General features: G+C 40.0%; 19 protein-coding genes. 12 read left to right on the forward strand and 7 right to left on the reverse strand.

Features of this window, described 5'->3' with window-relative positions; all coding sequences use genetic code 11:
• Nucleotides 1-139: 139 nt before the first annotated feature.
• Nucleotides 140-385 (forward strand): heterocycloanthracin/sonorensin family bacteriocin, encoded by a 246-nt coding sequence (locus PP175_RS10685; RefSeq protein WP_272442728.1) that lies wholly within the window; start codon nt 140-142, stop codon nt 383-385.
• A gap of 184 nt (nt 386-569) precedes the next feature.
• Here PP175_RS10685 and PP175_RS10690 read toward each other — a convergent pair whose 3' ends face one another.
• Nucleotides 570-1,811: a hypothetical protein gene (locus tag PP175_RS10690; protein WP_272442730.1), complete on the reverse strand. Its 1,242-nt coding sequence runs from the start codon at nt 1,809-1,811 to the stop codon at nt 570-572.
• A gap of 222 nt (nt 1,812-2,033) precedes the next feature.
• Here PP175_RS10690 and PP175_RS10695 point away from each other — a divergent pair, with 222 nt between their 5' ends.
• Nucleotides 2,034-2,354: an EthD family reductase gene (locus PP175_RS10695; RefSeq protein WP_272442731.1), complete on the forward strand. Its 321-nt coding sequence runs from the start codon at nt 2,034-2,036 to the stop codon at nt 2,352-2,354.
• A 176-nt stretch (nt 2,355-2,530) separates the two neighbouring features.
• Here the strand turns inward: PP175_RS10695 and PP175_RS10700 are convergent, their stop codons facing one another.
• On the reverse strand, nt 2,531-2,773 hold the full coding sequence (locus PP175_RS10700) for a hypothetical protein (protein WP_272442732.1): 243 nt from the start codon (nt 2,771-2,773) through the stop codon (nt 2,531-2,533).
• A gap of 764 nt (nt 2,774-3,537) precedes the next feature.
• Here PP175_RS10700 and PP175_RS10705 point away from each other — a divergent pair.
• Nucleotides 3,538-4,455, forward strand: a complete 918-nt coding sequence (locus PP175_RS10705) for a DMT family transporter (protein WP_272442733.1) — start codon at nt 3,538-3,540, stop codon at nt 4,453-4,455.
• On the opposite strand, the gene PP175_RS10710 is transcribed toward PP175_RS10705, so the two are convergent.
• Entirely contained in the window at nt 4,456-5,244 is a 789-nt protein-coding gene (locus PP175_RS10710) for an alpha/beta fold hydrolase (RefSeq protein ID WP_272442735.1), read from the reverse strand. It lies immediately after the preceding gene.
• Between the two features lie 222 nt (nt 5,245-5,466).
• On the opposite strand from PP175_RS10710, the gene PP175_RS10715 reads away from it, so the two are divergent.
• Both PP175_RS10715 and PP175_RS10720 read left to right on the forward strand, forming a co-directional pair.
• Complete coding sequence (locus tag PP175_RS10715; RefSeq protein ID WP_272443239.1) at nt 5,467-6,006, forward strand: formate--tetrahydrofolate ligase; 540 nt, start codon at nt 5,467-5,469, stop codon at nt 6,004-6,006.
• 157 nt (nt 6,007-6,163) lie between these two features.
• Nucleotides 6,164-6,622, forward strand: coding sequence for a GNAT family N-acetyltransferase (locus PP175_RS10720; RefSeq protein WP_272442737.1), 459 nt, complete (start codon nt 6,164-6,166; stop codon nt 6,620-6,622).
• Here the strand turns inward: PP175_RS10720 and PP175_RS10725 are convergent.
• Nucleotides 6,615-6,902 (reverse strand): DUF2188 domain-containing protein, encoded by a 288-nt coding sequence (locus tag PP175_RS10725; protein WP_272442739.1) that lies wholly within the window; start codon nt 6,900-6,902, stop codon nt 6,615-6,617. The two genes, PP175_RS10720 and PP175_RS10725, sit on opposite strands and share 8 nt — an antisense overlap.
• A 92-nt stretch (nt 6,903-6,994) precedes the next feature.
• On the opposite strand from PP175_RS10725, the gene PP175_RS10730 reads away from it, so the two are divergent.
• Both PP175_RS10730 and PP175_RS10735 read left to right on the forward strand, forming a co-directional pair.
• Nucleotides 6,995-8,980: a peptidoglycan D,D-transpeptidase FtsI family protein gene (locus PP175_RS10730; RefSeq protein WP_272442741.1), complete on the forward strand. Its 1,986-nt coding sequence runs from the start codon at nt 6,995-6,997 to the stop codon at nt 8,978-8,980.
• Nucleotides 8,981-9,152: 172 nt separating this feature from the next.
• Nucleotides 9,153-9,410, forward strand: a complete 258-nt coding sequence (locus PP175_RS10735; RefSeq protein WP_272442742.1) for a hypothetical protein — start codon at nt 9,153-9,155, stop codon at nt 9,408-9,410.
• 67 nt (nt 9,411-9,477) lie between these two features.
• Here PP175_RS10735 and PP175_RS10740 read toward each other — a convergent pair whose 3' ends face one another.
• Both PP175_RS10740 and PP175_RS10745 read right to left on the reverse strand, forming a co-directional pair.
• Nucleotides 9,478-10,167, reverse strand: a complete 690-nt coding sequence (locus tag PP175_RS10740) for a class F sortase (protein WP_272442743.1) — start codon at nt 10,165-10,167, stop codon at nt 9,478-9,480.
• Between the two features lie 56 nt (nt 10,168-10,223).
• Nucleotides 10,224-10,508: a hypothetical protein gene (locus PP175_RS10745; RefSeq protein ID WP_272442744.1), complete on the reverse strand. Its 285-nt coding sequence runs from the start codon at nt 10,506-10,508 to the stop codon at nt 10,224-10,226.
• Between the two features lie 311 nt (nt 10,509-10,819).
• Here PP175_RS10745 and PP175_RS10750 point away from each other — a divergent pair, with 311 nt between their 5' ends.
• The gene (locus PP175_RS10750; RefSeq protein WP_272442746.1) at nt 10,820-11,389 is read left to right on the forward strand and encodes a manganese efflux pump MntP; all 570 of its coding nucleotides are present in this window, start codon (nt 10,820-10,822) and stop codon (nt 11,387-11,389) included.
• Between the two features lie 189 nt (nt 11,390-11,578).
• On the opposite strand, the gene PP175_RS10755 is transcribed toward PP175_RS10750, so the two are convergent.
• Nucleotides 11,579-12,244, reverse strand: a complete 666-nt coding sequence (locus PP175_RS10755) for a GntR family transcriptional regulator (RefSeq protein ID WP_272442748.1) — start codon at nt 12,242-12,244, stop codon at nt 11,579-11,581.
• Between the two features lie 388 nt (nt 12,245-12,632).
• Between PP175_RS10755 and PP175_RS10760 the strand changes: the two genes are divergently transcribed.
• The 4 genes from PP175_RS10760 (at nt 12,633) to PP175_RS10775 (ending at nt 16,508) form a co-directional block, all read left to right on the forward strand.
• On the forward strand, nt 12,633-13,157 hold the full coding sequence (locus PP175_RS10760) for a MaoC family dehydratase (RefSeq protein WP_272442750.1): 525 nt from the start codon (nt 12,633-12,635) through the stop codon (nt 13,155-13,157).
• Between the two features lie 29 nt (nt 13,158-13,186).
• On the forward strand, nt 13,187-14,344 hold the full coding sequence (locus PP175_RS10765) for an acyl-CoA dehydrogenase family protein (RefSeq protein ID WP_272442751.1): 1,158 nt from the start codon (nt 13,187-13,189) through the stop codon (nt 14,342-14,344).
• Nucleotides 14,345-14,434: 90 nt separating this feature from the next.
• Nucleotides 14,435-15,613 carry a CaiB/BaiF CoA transferase family protein gene (locus tag PP175_RS10770; RefSeq protein WP_272442753.1) on the forward strand — a complete coding sequence of 393 codons (1,179 nt, stop codon included), beginning with the start codon at nt 14,435-14,437 and terminating at the stop codon, nt 15,611-15,613.
• Complete coding sequence (locus PP175_RS10775; RefSeq protein WP_272442755.1) at nt 15,567-16,508, forward strand: HpcH/HpaI aldolase/citrate lyase family protein; 942 nt, start codon at nt 15,567-15,569, stop codon at nt 16,506-16,508. Before PP175_RS10770 ends, PP175_RS10775 begins: the two co-directional genes overlap by 47 nt.
• The last annotated feature ends 6 nt before the right edge of the window (nt 16,509-16,514 follow it).

Raw genomic sequence — 16,514 nt, forward strand, 5'->3', positions numbered from 1 at the left:
GTTTTTTCATACGCTGTCACAAGGAAGTATTCAAAATTTGGAGGATTTACCCGTTTATTTTTTGTAATTGTCTTCGATGTATGCTCCCTTAGGTTATACATGCCTACCTACCTTATTTGTGACAGATGGAGGTTATAAGATGGATGATTTCCAAAAAGAACTTCAGAAATTAAGTGTAGCTGGATTTCAGGCGGGACCCATGATTCCTGTTAGGGCTGAAACACAGTATACAACTAATGACACTCGACTATGTGTTGGTTTCGGGTTTTTTAGCTGCTTCGGTTGTGCCGGTTGCTTTGGTTGCGGCGGTTGCTTTGGTTGCGGTGGTTTCTTTTTCCGTTGTGGAGGCTTCTTCCGTTGCGGTGGTTGTGCCCGGTGTTTTTAGTTCTCTAACTGGAACCCTGGTGCATCAGGATAGATCCCCAGTTGAACCACTTATGGGGATCTTTTACATAAATAGATAATGACTTGGTATTGACTTTATTATTGTGAAACTGTGGCATTATGTACTTGGAATGGGAGATTTGAGGAGAAATTCTATGATTTTGTAAGTGCATGTTAGCCTCTAATTATTGAGTTTGTTTTGGTTGGTCAAACGTGTGCACCAATCTCCAATTATTACCGCCGCTTGATGTGGCATACATGACGGACGGCCTAGCGTTATCTGTACAAATCCACCACCCATGTTTGGCATCAACCATACCTATCAGCTGTGTACCGTAACCTGCAAATGATTGTTTACCATTCACCCAGGTTTGCCCACCATCTGTTGTCCAGCCAATCGTATTGGGTTTATCACATGAATCACATTGTCCTCCCATAAATGTAACTCGTGAATCGACAACGTACATGGCTCCTGGTTTAGAACCAGAATTTTTTGGGCCTTCTATATAACCCATAGGAAAACCTGGTGCAGCACCACCGCCCGCCGTCGAGTTAGCAATTACGGTACGCCAATTCTTACCGCCATTAATGGTATGAAATAAAGAGTAAGAGGTTTGAGACATTCCTGAATCACCCACCAATTTAATCCATGCATCATCTATACCAGCGGATTGGACTTGCGCATCATTAATCGGATTCTGGGTTTTACGAGACATAACGGTGAGCCACGTTTTACCGCCATCTTTAGTTCGTTGAACATGTATCTGATCTGTTTCTTGCGTCACAATCCAACCATAATCTTTATCGTGGAAATAAGGATAACCTACAGCATGAGGAGGTACAGGAAGTGCAGTCCAGCTTTTTCCTCCATTTACTGTTTCAGCATTACCGCTGAATCCTTCATTATTCGAAATGAAATGTAGAAAACCATGGTTCGGAACCTTACCTATCGAAATCCAATGTTTTCCTCCGTCTGTTGAGTGGAGCAAATTGTAACTGGAAGAAATGGTGGCCCATACATCTGTACTGTTCAAAGCAAACACTTGATGGATCGTTCCGGCTTGTCGATATTGTACTGTCCACGTCTTGCCTTCGTTTTCTGTTTTAGCAATCCAGCCTTCTCCTGCTACCCATCCCGATCGGGCATTCACCAGCCTCAAGGCTGTGATTTTATCCATTCGGATATTGAGGAACTGCTTTTTAACAGGAGGGAGTGTTTTCGTAGTTTGGCTGTGTGAATGATTTGTAACACCTGCCTGTGTCTGCTGATTTGTTGTCGTCACCGATGTATTAGGCGAAGATTCTGAAGAGGAAATAACAGTGTTTTGATTTCCCGCTGGTTGCTGTTTATTGCTGGTAGTATGTTGGCACCCCGCTAATAGAATGAATAGCATGGTGCCTAATAATTTGACTTCTTTAAAAAGCATCCTATTGTTCTTCGCTCCTTTGTCTTTTTGTGAATTACATTCCTTGATAGTTAATTCATACTATTTTATTCCGCTTTGTTATGAAAAATAACCAATGGGGAAGAGGTGAACTCATATAAGAATATATTTAATATTAACACTTTTTGTTATATGGAATGTTAAAAATATAAAAAATATAGTAAGTTTAATAAGAACAAAAAATTTATAAAGAGGAGTTTGAAGATGACAAAAATCACTGTACTTTTACCTAAACCGGATGACCAGGCAGCGTTTGAGGAATATTATTTTGGAATTCATTTACCACTAGTCGAAAAACTGCCAAATGTTAAGGATGTATCGATCATGCGCTCTTTTGAAGTACACAATTTTGATATTGAACTCTATTTCGTTGTCCAGTTTGGTTTTGAAAATCGAGAACTAATGAATGAATCTCTCCAATCACCAGAAGGTCAGGCGTTATACGCAGATGTGTCAAATCTTATGAAATTCCTACCTACTCCTCCGATGATGATTTTTGCAGACTCCAGTGATTTGACCTCATAAAGTTAACTCCTAATCAGAAACCCGATATTCGGCCATATAACCGTTTATCGGGTTTTTACAGTAAGTCAAAAAATCGCAGAGGAATACTTACTTCTTTTTGCTACAAAGCAATTTGTGAAAAAGGGCGCCTATTTATGGACACCCCAAAAGTTTTTAATATTGAATTACTTCCATTTCTACTTCCATTTCGTCTCCAGCAGCTTGATCTCCTTATCGAGCGTTTCAATTATACCCACTAAGCTCTCCGCTTCGTCTGAAAACTTCTTGCGGATCCTTAAATTCGGAATTTGCGGAATCGTTTCGTACAAAGTGGCCAGGGATTTTTCATGATTACGTTTCTGCCGGTAGAGCATTTCGAGATGTTGCAGCCTATGTGCTCGTCGCCGCCTGACCGGACCTGACCACATTCGTTGTATCACGTTCAAACATATCCAGCTCCTTTTATCAGGTATCTTTTATAGGTTCAGCTATTTGCAATTTCGACACCTCTACAGATGCAGATTATTATGTACCCCATCCAACATTTTTGGAAAGACTTTATGGGTTTTCGGTGCCGCTTCACTTAGTTTATTTTCTCCCTCAATGAACGGCAATATAACACAATTTTCACCAGCATCGCTTGAAACACAAAGGAGATAAGGCATATGCCGACGAGGAGCGTTTGATAAAATATGAAATTTGCTGCTGCTTGATAAGTGGCTGTTATCACTGCTATTATGTATCCAACGTTGGGAGAGGATGCCTGAAAAAAGGAATGTTATTTTACTTAGGTTGTTACCGATATAATTGGTATTATTGTAAGGATTAAGCAAAAGTCAGGTGGTTGGCAAAGAATTGTTTGATTTTTTACCAATACATGAAGCAAATAGGAAACTGGAATATTATAAAAGAGCATGGGATGGGCAACTCGATGTAAAATACGAGGGGAAAATAAACGGAGTCTATTATTTAGCTTCTTTACAACCTATCATGAAAGATGGGGAAGTTAGTGAAGTGATTGGTTCATGCTTACTATACAGGCAACGATGAAGAATAACCTGACGCACAATTGACACAGAATTGTTTACGTTCTATAATTGGAAAATTACTCCTGATTTAAAGTGATCAGTGGGTAGTAACTAGGGAAAACCGGGACTTAAATCAAAATTTTCAATTAATATTATAAAAGGGAGGTTAAAGAATTTTGTACTATTTGTTTTTACTTTTAACCAGTTTACTTTATGCTGGTAACTTTGTTTCTGGAAAGGTTCTTGTTAGGTATACATCACCTCTCACTGTTACAGACCTTAGATTGCTCTTAGCGATACCGTTGCTGATTGGCCTTGTATGGATGAAAGAACGTAAGCTGCTCCCGCCACTTAGAAGCATTCCATTTCTTTTTGTCATGGGAGCCACTGGTCTGTCTTTATTCAACATTTTTACATACATAGCACTACAAAGGACCTCACCAGATGACGTAGGTCTGTTAACAGCCATAAATCCGATTGCCATTGCTATTGCTGCTTACTTGTTTTTTAAAGAAAGGTTATCTCTAAAACAAATTATTGGGATGTTGATATCGCTTATCGGGGTGATTGTCGTTATTTCCAATGGCCAATGGACCAGATTGGCTCATTTCCGATTTAATGTAGGAGATTTATGGATGTTGGCCGCGGTGGTAACCTGGGGGCTGTTTGCGGTGGCTGGTCGCAAGGCGATGCAGTACGTTTCACCCTATATGTCCACACTTTGGGCATCTATTTTTGGCGTAGTAATCATGCTTCCTTTTAATTTACCTGTTCATCTGATACATCCCAATGCTACATTCTGGAGTTACATGTTGTATTCCGTAATTGGTGGAACCGTTATCGCTACAATACTATGGAACGTTGGGATTAAAGGAGTAGGACCAACACGAGCTGGAATATTTCTTAATTTCAATCCCATTTTTACAGCCATATTGGCATTCGTATTACTCGGGGTTGGTGTTACCCTAGTACAAATTATTGGTACTTTATTAGTGATTGCCGGTGTAACCTGGTTTACATTGGTTGGGCATAAAAGAACCGATGGCAGCAATCCTATTCAGGGCAGTAAAATGGATCAGGTGAAGTCGAAGTGATTACGTTTTTGCATGAGAACTAGAGGAGGTAAACACAAACTGCTTGATTAGGCTATTTAATTGATGATGAGCCAATGTTGGAATCTGATGTTTAACTCCAGGTATCCAAACCAATTCATTATTGGGTAGGTTTTTATGCAGGAGCATCCCATAAGTATGAAAATCTTTATCCTCAGCTCCGTATACCAATAAAACTGGGAAGGGAATAGCCTTTAGCTGATCTGTACAGTTGTAGGTCAAACTGTATAGATAATATTCTTTAGCATTGTTAATGTTCGTTTTTTTAGCGTCTCTTAATAATTTCCAGAACAACCCAAAAGTATCGGAATTTGTCCAAGCAATAGAAAAGGCTAGCGTATAAATTGCCCCCATCTTGGCAAGTGAAGCCCCTACCGACATTCTCTTTTTTAGCCGAAAATCGTTAACCTCTGATATTCCGCTAACGATAATGGCACCTAATGCCCGTTCAGGAGCGGTTAATAAAAACTCAAGGGCAATAGAACCGCCCGTTGAATAACCACATATGAATGCTTTTTCCACGCTTAGATGGTCCATAATTTGTTTGATATCTTCGACAATGAGTGGATAGGTTAATGTCTGTTTGGAGGCGTGGCTTTTTCCGTGGCCTCTTATGTCGAATACAATGATCGTAAAAAATTTTGATAACTCATCGAGTTGATACTTAAAATTGACACTACTAAGGACGGGTGGATGAATAAAAATAAGTGGGATTCCTTTTCCCTGGATGATGTAATGTAAGTAACCATCTTTCACTTTTACATGGGTCATAAGAAGATCACCTCTGTTTATATGTCAAGCCTCAAATGAATCTATAGAAAGGTTCTTGTTCGCCTGTTTCCTTTTTAAAGTGCTCATATTAAATGTTAATATTCCCGTATTTGTATAAAAAGAAATTTACGATTGGTTTGTGAATGAATTTGTAAAGCTTGTGCGAGAATTGAAGGTGGGAGATCCATTTAAGGGAGTCTACTTGAATTGGCCCTGTGATAAATAAAGAGCAAGTGGACAGATTCGGAGGCAGAGTTAAAGGCTCTTCAAGCGCTCTGTCAAGAAAAAAATATCCCACTTGCTTTAACAGAAATCTGGGAACAAGGAGGGGTGGGAGGAATAGGTCTCGCGCAGAAAGTAATCGCAACGATACATAGTAATAAAAATCACTTTCGTTCGCTTTATAATAGTGATGATTCCATTCCAGATAAAATTAAAAAAATCGTTCGGATTGTCTATGGAGGGAAAGGGGCCGTATTCACGGATCAAGCCAAAAAACAAGTAGAAAACTTTCAAAAATTAGGTTGGGATAAATTGCCTATCTGTATGGCGAAAACACAATATTCCTTCTCTGATAATCCTACTTTAATTGGACGTCCCCGTGATTTCGAAATCACCGTACGGGAATTAAGGCCCTCTCTTGAAGCAGGTTTTATTGTAGCCATAACAGGTGATATGATGACGATGCCTGGTCTTCCAAAGCAACCTGCAGCTCTGCATATGGATATTGATAAAGACGGTAATTTATTCGGTTTATCTTAAGTATCTGGTATGTAAAAAGCACCCGTTGTTTAACTTTAAACGCACCCTTGTGGTGCTTTTTCATTTTGTGTTTGTCTATCTAAACCCCATAAATGCATAAGTCACAAAATTGTAAATAATTATAATTAGAAGAGAAGCTCGTTTTGGAGGTGGAGAGATGATAATCCAGAGAGCCATCGTATCTGACGCTAAAGAACTACTTGTGCTTCAAAAAATGGCTTATTTAAGTGAAGCCCAAATCTATAACGACTATACGATTGAACCACTCGTCCAATCCTTAGAAAGTCTCAAAAAGCAAATTCGGGAACAGGCAGTGTTTAAGGCTCTCATTGATGATGCTATTATCGGTTCAGTCAGGGGTTATTTCAATGCAGGTACTTGCTATGTAGGGAAATTGTTTGTGCATCCTAACTATCAGAATCAGGGAATTGGTAAAAAGTTGATGGAAAAAGTAGAAGACTTTTTCAGTACCGCAATAAGATATGAAGTATTCACAGGCAGCAAAAGTCAGAAAAATATTTTTCTGTATGAAAAGTGGGGCTTCCAACTATTCAGGACAGAGGAAGTTGGTTTGGACTTGAGCATGGTGTTTATGGAGAAGTATCGCATTAATTAAAATAGGTTCTTTTATTACGCGTAATTGTAGAGTGCAAATGTAAATGCCGATGAACCATGATCCCGGCTTCTTCTGCCATTAGTTTGGCTTCCTTCACCGCTTCTGGCTTTAAGCCGGTCATGTAATCAGGCTTGTCTTTACCCTCTGTTTTCACCGCCCATCCTTCCTTGTCATACGGTACAACATGGATCCTTGCTTCGTCAGTCCCAGCCCGGTCTTTAAAATACTGGTCCCGTTTATTATCTTCTTGTTTGGTTTTGTGGTTAGGAGTGTGTGACATAAAAAAACCTGCTCTTGGGATACCTTCCAGGCAAATGGGGAGGATAAGGGATAAGATTGGTTCCAAATCCTCTGCAAAGGAGCAAAAATACATTGCAGGAGCAAGATTTCCAAAAATTTTTAGCGATAAGATTTAATCTACTTTTATTTCTAGCTTTTTTTTCTTTCTCTATTATAATTTTGCGGCTTGCTTATATTCAAATTGCAAATGGCTCACAGTACACAGAAATAGCTAACCAGAAATCCAATATCAAAATGGTAATTCCGGCTATGCGTGGAAATATTTATGACAGAAGAGGGAATATGATTGCCACTAGTAAAGGTACATATACGGCGGTATTTAAAGAAACAGATAGGATGACAAAGGTGGAATTCCTGAAATTGGCCACTAAACTGGAACCTGTCCTTGGAATGGACCGCAAAAAAATACTCAACCTAATGGATTGTGGCTGGAAAATGCAGAATGGATGTATGGTGGAAACAGGGCGCCAAATGTCTAAGTTTTCAACCAAAGATTTAAAATATGACCTTTCCCCTCATCAGATAGCATTCTTATCTGAACACAGATTGGATTTTCCTGGAGTCCATGTAGAAGTAAAACCGATTCGAGTCTATAACGAAAAACAGGTTGCTGTGCAGACGGTGGGATATGTCCGAAAATACGGAGTTGCACAGACGTCACGCATTATTGATTATATGGATAAAACAGACCTGGTAGAGCCCGATCAAATGGTGGGTTTTGATGGGGTTGAATTCTCATATGAAAAATACTTACAAGGAAAAAATGGCTCCCATTTATACCAAATAACCGCTGATCAGCAAATCCAAAAAGAAATTGGGCAGATTATTCCTCAACAGGGGAATAGCCTTTTTCTTACCCTGGATGAACGTGTTCAACTGGAGTCACGCGATTTCATCAAGCGCTTCTTGCCCGCACTGAAAAATAAAGGAAGCAACCACCCGCGGACCGCTTATGCCGTTGCCATGGAAGTTAAGACGGGTAAAATTGTTGCCATGATTAGTTATCCGGAATATGACCCTAATATTTGGACGAAAAACTTGTTAGATACAAATGATTATAATCAAATACAATATTCGCTCCTAAATGGAACCATTCGTAGTGCTCCCTATGATGTACGTCCGCTTACTGGCAAAGATGCGGAAACGGAGGTTGCGAAACATCCAAGTTCTCTGGTACCAACGGGATCTGTTATAAAACCCGCCACCCTTATGATGGGTTTAGGTGAAAAAATTATATCGCCACAAGATAAGTGGCTGGACCAGGGTGATTATCATTATGGAAGGGGCAGTGATAGTGTCCATAACGATAGCTATGATATTTATGGATTTCTCACACCCCAAAAGGCCCTGGAGAAGTCGTCGAACACTTATGTTGCACGTATTGGAGATTTAACACAACAGAAATATGGAAAAAAGGCTATCTCCATCATGAAAACGTACCATCAGGCGTTTGGGCTAGGCGTAAAAACCAAAGTTGATTTACCGTTTGAAAGCAAGGGCATCCAAGATTTTTTAACCATGGATAAGGTATATGGATCACTTGCGGCCATGGTGCAGTCTTCTTTCGGCCAACAAACTCACTATACAGTGCTGCAGCTGGCACAGTATGCGGCGACGCTGGCTAATAACGGAATTCGTATACAGCCTCAGATCGTAGACCGCATTGTAGATCGAAATGGAAATACTGTACGACGATTTAACCCGCAAGTGCTAAGCAGGTTTTATGAACCAGACATCTATTGGAAAACCATTCGGGAGGGAATGGGCCGAGTGTCGAAAAACGGTACAGCCGGAAGGGTGTTTGCAGGTTTCCCCTTTCACATCGCGGCAAAGACAGGTACATCCGATCAAGATATTTTTGTTAAATCTACAGATTCCAATAACTGGTATAAGTATGGTTCAGCTTCAAACGGTGTCTTTATTTCTTATGCACCGATTGATAGGCCTAAATTAGCTGTTGCCGTAGTGGTTCCAGAAGGGGGATATGGTGCGGGTTCGGCAGCTGTAATTGCCCGTCAAGTCTATGAAAGCTACAACAGGAACATTGGTTTAGACTAATAGTTAGGACAGGTTCGGCATTCTTAATGTTTTTGGGTCTGGCAACTGGCAAATTCCTTTCGTTTTCTGATAAAATGATGACCAGTCCATTTTTGGGCGTCATTCTGCATGATATTGTAGCATATAGAGCTGTGCGTACTACAATTCAGCATAAGAAAGGAAGGGTTATGAAATGAGGGAGCTAAAAGATGTTGAAGCTGAAGATTTGCGCAGGATAATCAATAGAATTAAAGATCCGAATTCAAGCTTTGACAACTTTGAGAAAAATTTTAACGAATATTTTTTAGCGGAAAGCAATTCCGATGCGGCATACCGGGTTGCTGACTTTATTTTTGATCATGGAATTGCGATGTCTGAAAAAGATTTAATAAAATGCAATAACACACAATTAGTGGATGTTGTTCATTATATAAAAACAAAGTTAGTGTAAGGGGGAAAACACAGGAAAAAGATGCACCAAAAGTTGGTACACCTGTTGCCGAGTTGTTATGGCGTAATTACAGCTGCAGTATTCGTACCACTCTTGATCCATTCTGCAGGGGGGGCTGATTTTCTGGTGTTGCCAGTTCAGTGAACACAACAAGCCGCTTGGCATGCTCTTTTGTTTTTTTGTTATACTTTCCGGCACATGTAATAAGATTTAATTGACTTTTGTCGGATTTTCCAAAGATCTTTTCAAGCGGTGCTTCATGTACCTTATATGCCTTTACTTCTTTTACTGTAAAAATCAGCTTGTTTCCGGCTTCATTCGAGACAATCACTTTATCCCCTGATTTTAAATTCCTTAAATTATAAAAAACCGCTGGTCCAGTGAAGTGGTCCAAATGCCCGGCTATCACGGCATTTCCATGCTCGCCTGCCAGTGTCCATGGGCTTAAAATACCAACCGTACTAAAAGAAGCCGGCACGCCCATTTGTCCGTTGCTAAGGATACCTACGGGTTCTACCCGGGTATCCAGATGAATTGCAGGGATCTGCAAGCGGGAAGGCATGATGCCGCTTTTTTTAATGGATTTGGTGGCGGTTAATTTCTGAGTTTGTAAATGGCTCTTGTGATCGATTTGCGACTGCTGGCTTTTTACCGGCTGTTCACTTTTTGGTGTGTTTTCTTGTTGAATAGAAGTTCCTGAGCATCCTGATAAAAAAATGAGAACAGAACATAGAAACATAAAGAGGTTTTGTTTCATATTACGCTCCCGGCAGATAAAAGGGAAAAGAGGTGTGGCCTCTTTTCCCATTTCGGTTACTCGGTATCACTTGCTCCGCCTGCACCTGTCTTCGGCATTGCAGGTTGTCCTGTAGTAGTTCCTGGTTGTTTAGCCGGAGTTGTTGCTCGAGTACCTGCTGTGCCCTTTTTAGCATGTGCACCCTGAGTTCCTTGAGTTCCTTTTACTTGTACCCCACCGTGTATGCCTACACCTTGTTTACCGCCTTCTGCTTTTACTCCGGCTTGAATACCAGCGGCAAAAGCAGGAGCTGATGAACAAATAACGCAAACAGATAAAGCTAAGGTAGCGATTTTTTTCATTTTGTTTCTCCTTCGTTTTGAATTGTAGGTAATCTCCCTACATAACGTAGGTTTCCTCTGTTTTTTATTTTTACTTTGGTAATAATTGAGTCTGTTTTCTTTGTGTTTCAAGCCCCAGGAACAGGAGCTTACTAAAGTTGATTTTCATGTCCATGACCTCTTTGTTATTATCCCCCCAAAATTTTAAAAAAAATTAGCTTGGAAGCCAGCATAAGACGAAGGTGTTCTAAAATAATAATGTTGATACCGACAGGGAACAGGGATGTTCCTGAGATGGGGGAAAAACGTATAGAGGGGATAAGGTGATAAAAATGAACTGGCTCAATGCTTTTATCATCGCGAATTTAATTGGCATCGGATCAAATCTTGACAATACAAGTGTTGGCATCGCTTATGGAATTCAAAAAATTAAGTTTCCGCATAGGATAAACATGGTTATTAATTTGCTCGGAGCTTGTACGGCACTGTTAGGCGCGTATATGGGCGAGGTCATCAGCCACTACACTTCTCTAAATACAGCTCAATTCGTATCTTGTGCTGTATTATGTGGAATCGGGTCATTTACTTTGTATTCTGCTTACTTACATCCTCTTATTTACAAGCGTACTTCTAAAGTCGAATTACATAGGCCTGGAATTAAACAAGGGGTCCTCTTAGGAATTGGTTTATCGTTCACAAACGTAGCAAGCGGTTTCAGTGCCACCATTGCAAATTCTGCCACCTTGTGGACAACAGTTATAAGTATTGCCGCCTGGGGCTATATTATGATTTTTCTTGGGAATATTATAGGAATTGGAATCGTGTCAAAACTTTTCGGTAAATACTCTTCATTAGCGGCAGGTTTTTTGCTAATCGGAGTAGGCGTTCACCAGATAATGTAATGGACCACAATGCAGGGGCGTTTTGTGTTTTGTGTAGCAATTTTAAAACTGAAGCAGCTTTCTTCAAATTGTTTAAGAAAGCTGCTTTCGAATCTGTTCTTCCATTTAAAAGTTAGATTGTTAAATACCTGTGTGACAATGTGGGGTGTAACCAGCAGTGTTTTCATGAGTATGACTGCATTAGGGTAACTACGCATCTCCATGAATACTACCCACAAGCGCTTTTCTGGTACGATTGATGTGTTCCGAGACAAGATCTGCTGCCTTGTTCGCATCCTGGGATTTGACTGCTCGTAAGATTGCATAATGTTCTTTATTTGATTGTTCGGTTTGTCCAGTAATCATATGAGGAGTGTGTTGAGGAAACCCGTTCCATAGCGTTTCGATAAAAAAAAGCAACCTTTTCCAGGGACAATTGCTCATTAGTACACGGTGAAACTCAATATTTAATTGTACAAAATTTTCAATCTGGTCTGCTTGTTCCATTAAAGATACCAGACGTTCCAACTCATTAATGGACGAGGTGTCCATTCGTTTAACACTTTCCTCGACGGCGATTTTTTCGAACTTAGAACGTAGTTGATAGATCTCTTCTATGTCATCTACAGATATTGATTTAACGATTGCTCCACGATGGGGTTCTATTGTAATAAGTCCCTCTATTTCTAATTTTCGCAAGGCTTCCCTCACAGGCATCCTGCTGACACCTAATGAATTGGCTAATTCCTCCTGAACCAATCTCTCCCCAGGCTCAAAATCACCACGTAATATAGCTTCTCTTAAAACACGACATACTTTTGAATGTACTGTTTCCAAATCACGGCTTTCTAATTTTAAATCTATATTTTTTTTCATTAAATACTCCATCCTTCCTTCCTTCATTCGCTAACTATGGATTAAGCCAGTATTGATGACTGGTATTGTTCTTGGCGTATAAGTAGCATTGGCCTCTCTTATCTCCATACTACCATTAAGCTGACGTCACCATAATGGCTTGATAAACACTTGTTGATTGAAGAATTAAAGAGCACTCCGTGTAACTGTTACTCATTTTAGGATATTGAATCCAATACATTTTGTCTATAAAAAGATGAGCTATGGTCAATCCACTCTTTAATCAAATTATATAATGGTTATAAAGATTCAGATTATTATTGACAACTTTAATCTTGTTAGACTAATATATAAATAAATATTGGATCCAGAATACAGGATAACATATACAATACGGGAGATGATCAACATGGCAATTAAAAGAGGCTGGAATGGACGATTTTTTGAAGATTTTCAAGTTGGTGATATTTATCCGCATCCTTTAGGCAGAACTGTTACCCAGACTGATAATATTTGGTTTACACTTCTTACACAAAACACAAATCCAATCCACTTTGATGCAGTTTATTCGGAGAAAACGGAATTCGGACGTCCTCTTGTTGACTCCACTTTTACTTTGGCCTTAGTAACTGGTCAATCGGTAACAGACATTTCACAAAATGTAATGGCCAATCTTGGGTGGGACGAGATAAAACTCCCGAATCCCGTTTTTGAAGGAGATACGATTTATTCATTTAGCGAGGTCCTGGATAAGCGTGAATCGAAGACACGTCCTAATGTAGGAATTGTAAGTGTAAAAACAGCCGGATATAACCAGGAAGGAAAGGTGGTTATTGAATTTAAACGGACATTTATGGTTTATAAGAACGGGCATGGCCCAGATGCGACAAGCGATTTGCTCGACAAAGTTTTAAATACAAACATTAATGCTTAATCACTATTAAATTTTTGAGGAGGCCTCACATGTTTGATAACGACTTACATAAAGAACTTCGAAAAGGAGTCCGGAAAATTTGTAGTGATTTTCAAGACTCATACTGGCGTAGGTTAGATGCAGACCATGCTTACCCCGGGGAATTTGTCGAAGCATTAACTAAGGGCGGATATCTAGCTGCTTTAATTCCAGAACAGTATGGCGGGTCTGGATTTGGTATAACAGAAGCTTCAATAATACTTGAAGAAATTAACCGATCTGGGGGGAATGCCGGGGCATGTCATGCACAGATGTACACGATGGGTACCTTGCTACGTCACGGATCAGTGCAACAAAAGGAGCAATACTTACCCAAGATAGCTGACGGCACACTACGTCTCCAGGCATTTGGTGTAACCGAACCCAATACCGGAACAGACACTACCCAACTAAAAACTACAGCTGTTCGCAAGGGCGACAAATATGTGGTGAATGGACAGAAGGTGTTCATCTCCCGTGTAGAGTATTCTGACATGATGATTATGCTTGTTCGTACAACTCCTCTAGATCAAGTTAAAAAACGAACAGATGGTTTATCTGTTTTGCTGGTCAATTTGCGAGAGGCTGTAGGGAACGGATTGACGATTCGTCCTATTCGTACAATGATGAATCACGCTACAACCGAGTTATTTATCGAAGATTTAGAGGTTCCGGTTCAAAATCTTATCGGTGAAGAGGGCAAGGGGTTTCGATATATTCTTGATGGCATGAACGCTGAACGAATTTTGATTGCGGCCGAATGCATAGGAGACGGTAAGTGGTTCATTGAACGTGCAACGAATTATGCAAATGAGCGGGTTGTATTTCAGCGCCCCATTGGTCAAAATCAGGGCGTTCAATTTCCGATTGCAAGATCTTTTGTGAATATCGAGGCGGCTAACTTAATGCGTTATCAGGCAGCAGAGTTGTTTGATAAGGGCCAGCCTTGTGGAGCCCAAGCAAATATGGCAAAGCTACTTGCGGCAGATGCTTCGTGGGAGGCAGCGAATGCGGCTTTGCAAACTCATGGTGGATTTGGGTTTGCTGAAGAATACGATGTTGAAAGAAAATTTCGCGAGACCCGTCTTTATCAAGTTGCCCCAATTTCTACAAATCTTATTCTATCCTACGTAGCGGAACATGTACTAAAGTTACCACGTTCTTACTGAAAAAGTTGATTAAAAAAAGTTAATCCCATATATCATATTGTTCGCCAACACACTTAAAATGATGAAAGTAATCTCCTGGAGGTATGACAGATGCTACCATTAGAAGGAATTACAGTAGTTTCTTTAGAGCAAGCGGTGGCCGCGCCTTTTGCTACAAGACAATTAGCTGATTTAGGAGCACGGGTGATCAAGATAGAAAGGCCTGAAGTTGGTGATTTTGCGCGGCAATATGATTCCACCGTTAAAGGAATGTCAAGTCACTTCATATGGTGTAATCGCTCTAAAGAATCTTTGACACTTAATCTCAAGAAACCAGAAGCGAAACAAGTTCTAGATGAGCTTCTCGAAAAGGCTGATGTATTCATACAAAACCTGGCACCAGGTGCTGTCCATCGACTGGGTTACAGCCCTGCTTCTTTACTAGAGAGGTATCCTGAACTCATCGTCTGCAGTATTTCAGGTTACGGTGAATCAGGTCCTTATCGTGATAAAAAGGCGTATGACTTACTTATACAATGCGAAGCGGGTGTTGTCTCAATCACGGGGACTGAGGAAACTCCGTCTAAAACTGGTATCTCAATTGCAGATATTTGTGCGGGGATGTATGCTTATTCAGGTATTTTGACAGCTTTACTTGCAAGGGCTAAATCAGGAAAAGGAACCATACTGGAAGTTTCTATGCTAGAAGCACTGGGGGAATGGATGGGATATCCCATGTATTATGCGGGGTATGGGGGAAATGACCCCAAAAGAACGGGCGCGAGCCATGCAACAATTTATCCCTATGGATCTTTTCCAACTGGAGATGGGAAAACAATTTTTCTCGGAATCCAAAATGAACGTGAGTGGGATCGTTTTTGTGAAAACGTATTACAACAGCCTAATTTAAAAGAAGATGCCAGGTTTATTAACAATTCGAACAGAGACTTAAATCGTCATCTTTTGAAACCTATTATTGACACGGCTTTTAAAAAACTAACGTCGGATGAGATTATTGATCGACTTGATACTGCCCAGATTGCAAATGCCCGCATGAATACAATGAAAGAGTTTTTTGAACATCCTCAGCTTGAGGCCCGTAATAGGTGGAGGACCATTGATTCGCCTGTTGGTCTACTTAGATCCCTGATTCCTCCTGTAACGATGAAGGAAATGGAAATCGTTATGAAGCCAATTCCAGAACTTGGAGAACACAATGAACTTATTCTAAAAGAATTAGGCTTTGAAAAAGAAACAATTAATGACTGGCGTGAACAGGGTGTTATTTAGAGGAGGAAAGGGTGAAGTCCCCATGCATGTTTTACGCAGCTGGTTGTTTGTTCCAGGTTCTGATTCGAAAAAAATTGAAAAAGCAAGGGAGTCATTGGCCGATGTTGTGATATTTGATTTAGAAGATGCAGTTTCTGTAAATGAAAAAAGTTCAGCAAGGAACAAAGTAAAAGAAGCTGTAAACACAAGAGACGGAAAATTAAAATATGTTCGAGTAAACAGTTTTTTTACCCCTTTTTTGATAGAAGATATAAATAGCATTGTAGGGGAAGGCTTGGCCGGAATAATTTTGCCCAAGTCAGAAAATAAGGAACAGTTATTACTAATCGATTACTTGATGAACCAGCTTGAACGCAACAAAAATCTAAAACAAAAAATAGAAATTATGCCCTTAATTGAATCCGCATGTGGTATATATAACGCCTATGAAATAGCACGGTCATGTGATCGTATACAACGGTTGGCTTTTGGCTCTGTTGACTTTGCACTCGATATAAATGCGGAACTGACAGAGGATGGAAACGAATTATTATATGCCCGATCACAACTAGTGATTGCCTCAAGAGCAGCTGGTATCGAGCCGCCTATTGATGCCGTTTATCTAAACATAAAAGATACCGGTGGTTTATGGAAAGAAACTCGTTTTGTAAAACAATTAGGATTTCAAGGGAAACTCGTCATTCATCCCAACCAAATTCAAACTGTAAATGAGGTTTTTGTGCCGAGCTTACAAGAAATAGAAGAGTCACAAATAATAGTCGAGGCCTATGGTAAAGCATTATCCGAGGGAATAGGTGTCGTTCAAGTAAAAGGGAAAATGGTCGATGTTCCAGTAATTGAACGCGCAAAAAAGATTATTGAAAAATCAGAATTCTTAAGCTCTTTAATCAAATGAAAACGC

It is taken from the genome of Aneurinibacillus sp. Ricciae_BoGa-3, assembly GCF_028421645.1.
Classification (GTDB): Bacteria; Bacillota; Bacilli; order Aneurinibacillales; family Aneurinibacillaceae; genus Aneurinibacillus_B.

What these genes read in the sequence shown, in the direction of transcription:
- PP175_RS10745 (WP_272442744.1), bottom strand. Translation starts at nt 10,508, where the DNA reads ATGAAAAAAATCGCTACCTTAGCTTTATCTGTTTGCGTTATTTGTTCA.
- PP175_RS10690 (WP_272442730.1), bottom strand. Translation starts at nt 1,811, where the DNA reads ATGCTTTTTAAAGAAGTCAAATTATTAGGCACCATGCTATTCATTCTA.
- PP175_RS10685 (WP_272442728.1), top strand. Translation starts at nt 140, where the DNA reads ATGGATGATTTCCAAAAAGAACTTCAGAAATTAAGTGTAGCTGGATTT.
- PP175_RS10710 (WP_272442735.1), bottom strand. Translation starts at nt 5,244, where the DNA reads ATGACCCATGTAAAAGTGAAAGATGGTTACTTACATTACATCATCCAG.
- PP175_RS10755 (WP_272442748.1), bottom strand. Translation starts at nt 12,244, where the DNA reads ATGAAAAAAAATATAGATTTAAAATTAGAAAGCCGTGATTTGGAAACA.
- PP175_RS10735 (WP_272442742.1), top strand. Translation starts at nt 9,153, where the DNA reads ATGAGGGAGCTAAAAGATGTTGAAGCTGAAGATTTGCGCAGGATAATC.
- PP175_RS10750 (WP_272442746.1), top strand. Translation starts at nt 10,820, where the DNA reads ATGAACTGGCTCAATGCTTTTATCATCGCGAATTTAATTGGCATCGGA.
- PP175_RS10760 (WP_272442750.1), top strand. Translation starts at nt 12,633, where the DNA reads ATGGCAATTAAAAGAGGCTGGAATGGACGATTTTTTGAAGATTTTCAA.
- PP175_RS10720 (WP_272442737.1), top strand. Translation starts at nt 6,164, where the DNA reads ATGATAATCCAGAGAGCCATCGTATCTGACGCTAAAGAACTACTTGTG.
- PP175_RS10770 (WP_272442753.1), top strand. Translation starts at nt 14,435, where the DNA reads ATGCTACCATTAGAAGGAATTACAGTAGTTTCTTTAGAGCAAGCGGTG.
- PP175_RS10765 (WP_272442751.1), top strand. Translation starts at nt 13,187, where the DNA reads ATGTTTGATAACGACTTACATAAAGAACTTCGAAAAGGAGTCCGGAAA.
- PP175_RS10695 (WP_272442731.1), top strand. Translation starts at nt 2,034, where the DNA reads ATGACAAAAATCACTGTACTTTTACCTAAACCGGATGACCAGGCAGCG.
- PP175_RS10725 (WP_272442739.1), bottom strand. Translation starts at nt 6,902, where the DNA reads ATGTCACACACTCCTAACCACAAAACCAAACAAGAAGATAATAAACGG.
- PP175_RS10740 (WP_272442743.1), bottom strand. Translation starts at nt 10,167, where the DNA reads ATGAAACAAAACCTCTTTATGTTTCTATGTTCTGTTCTCATTTTTTTA.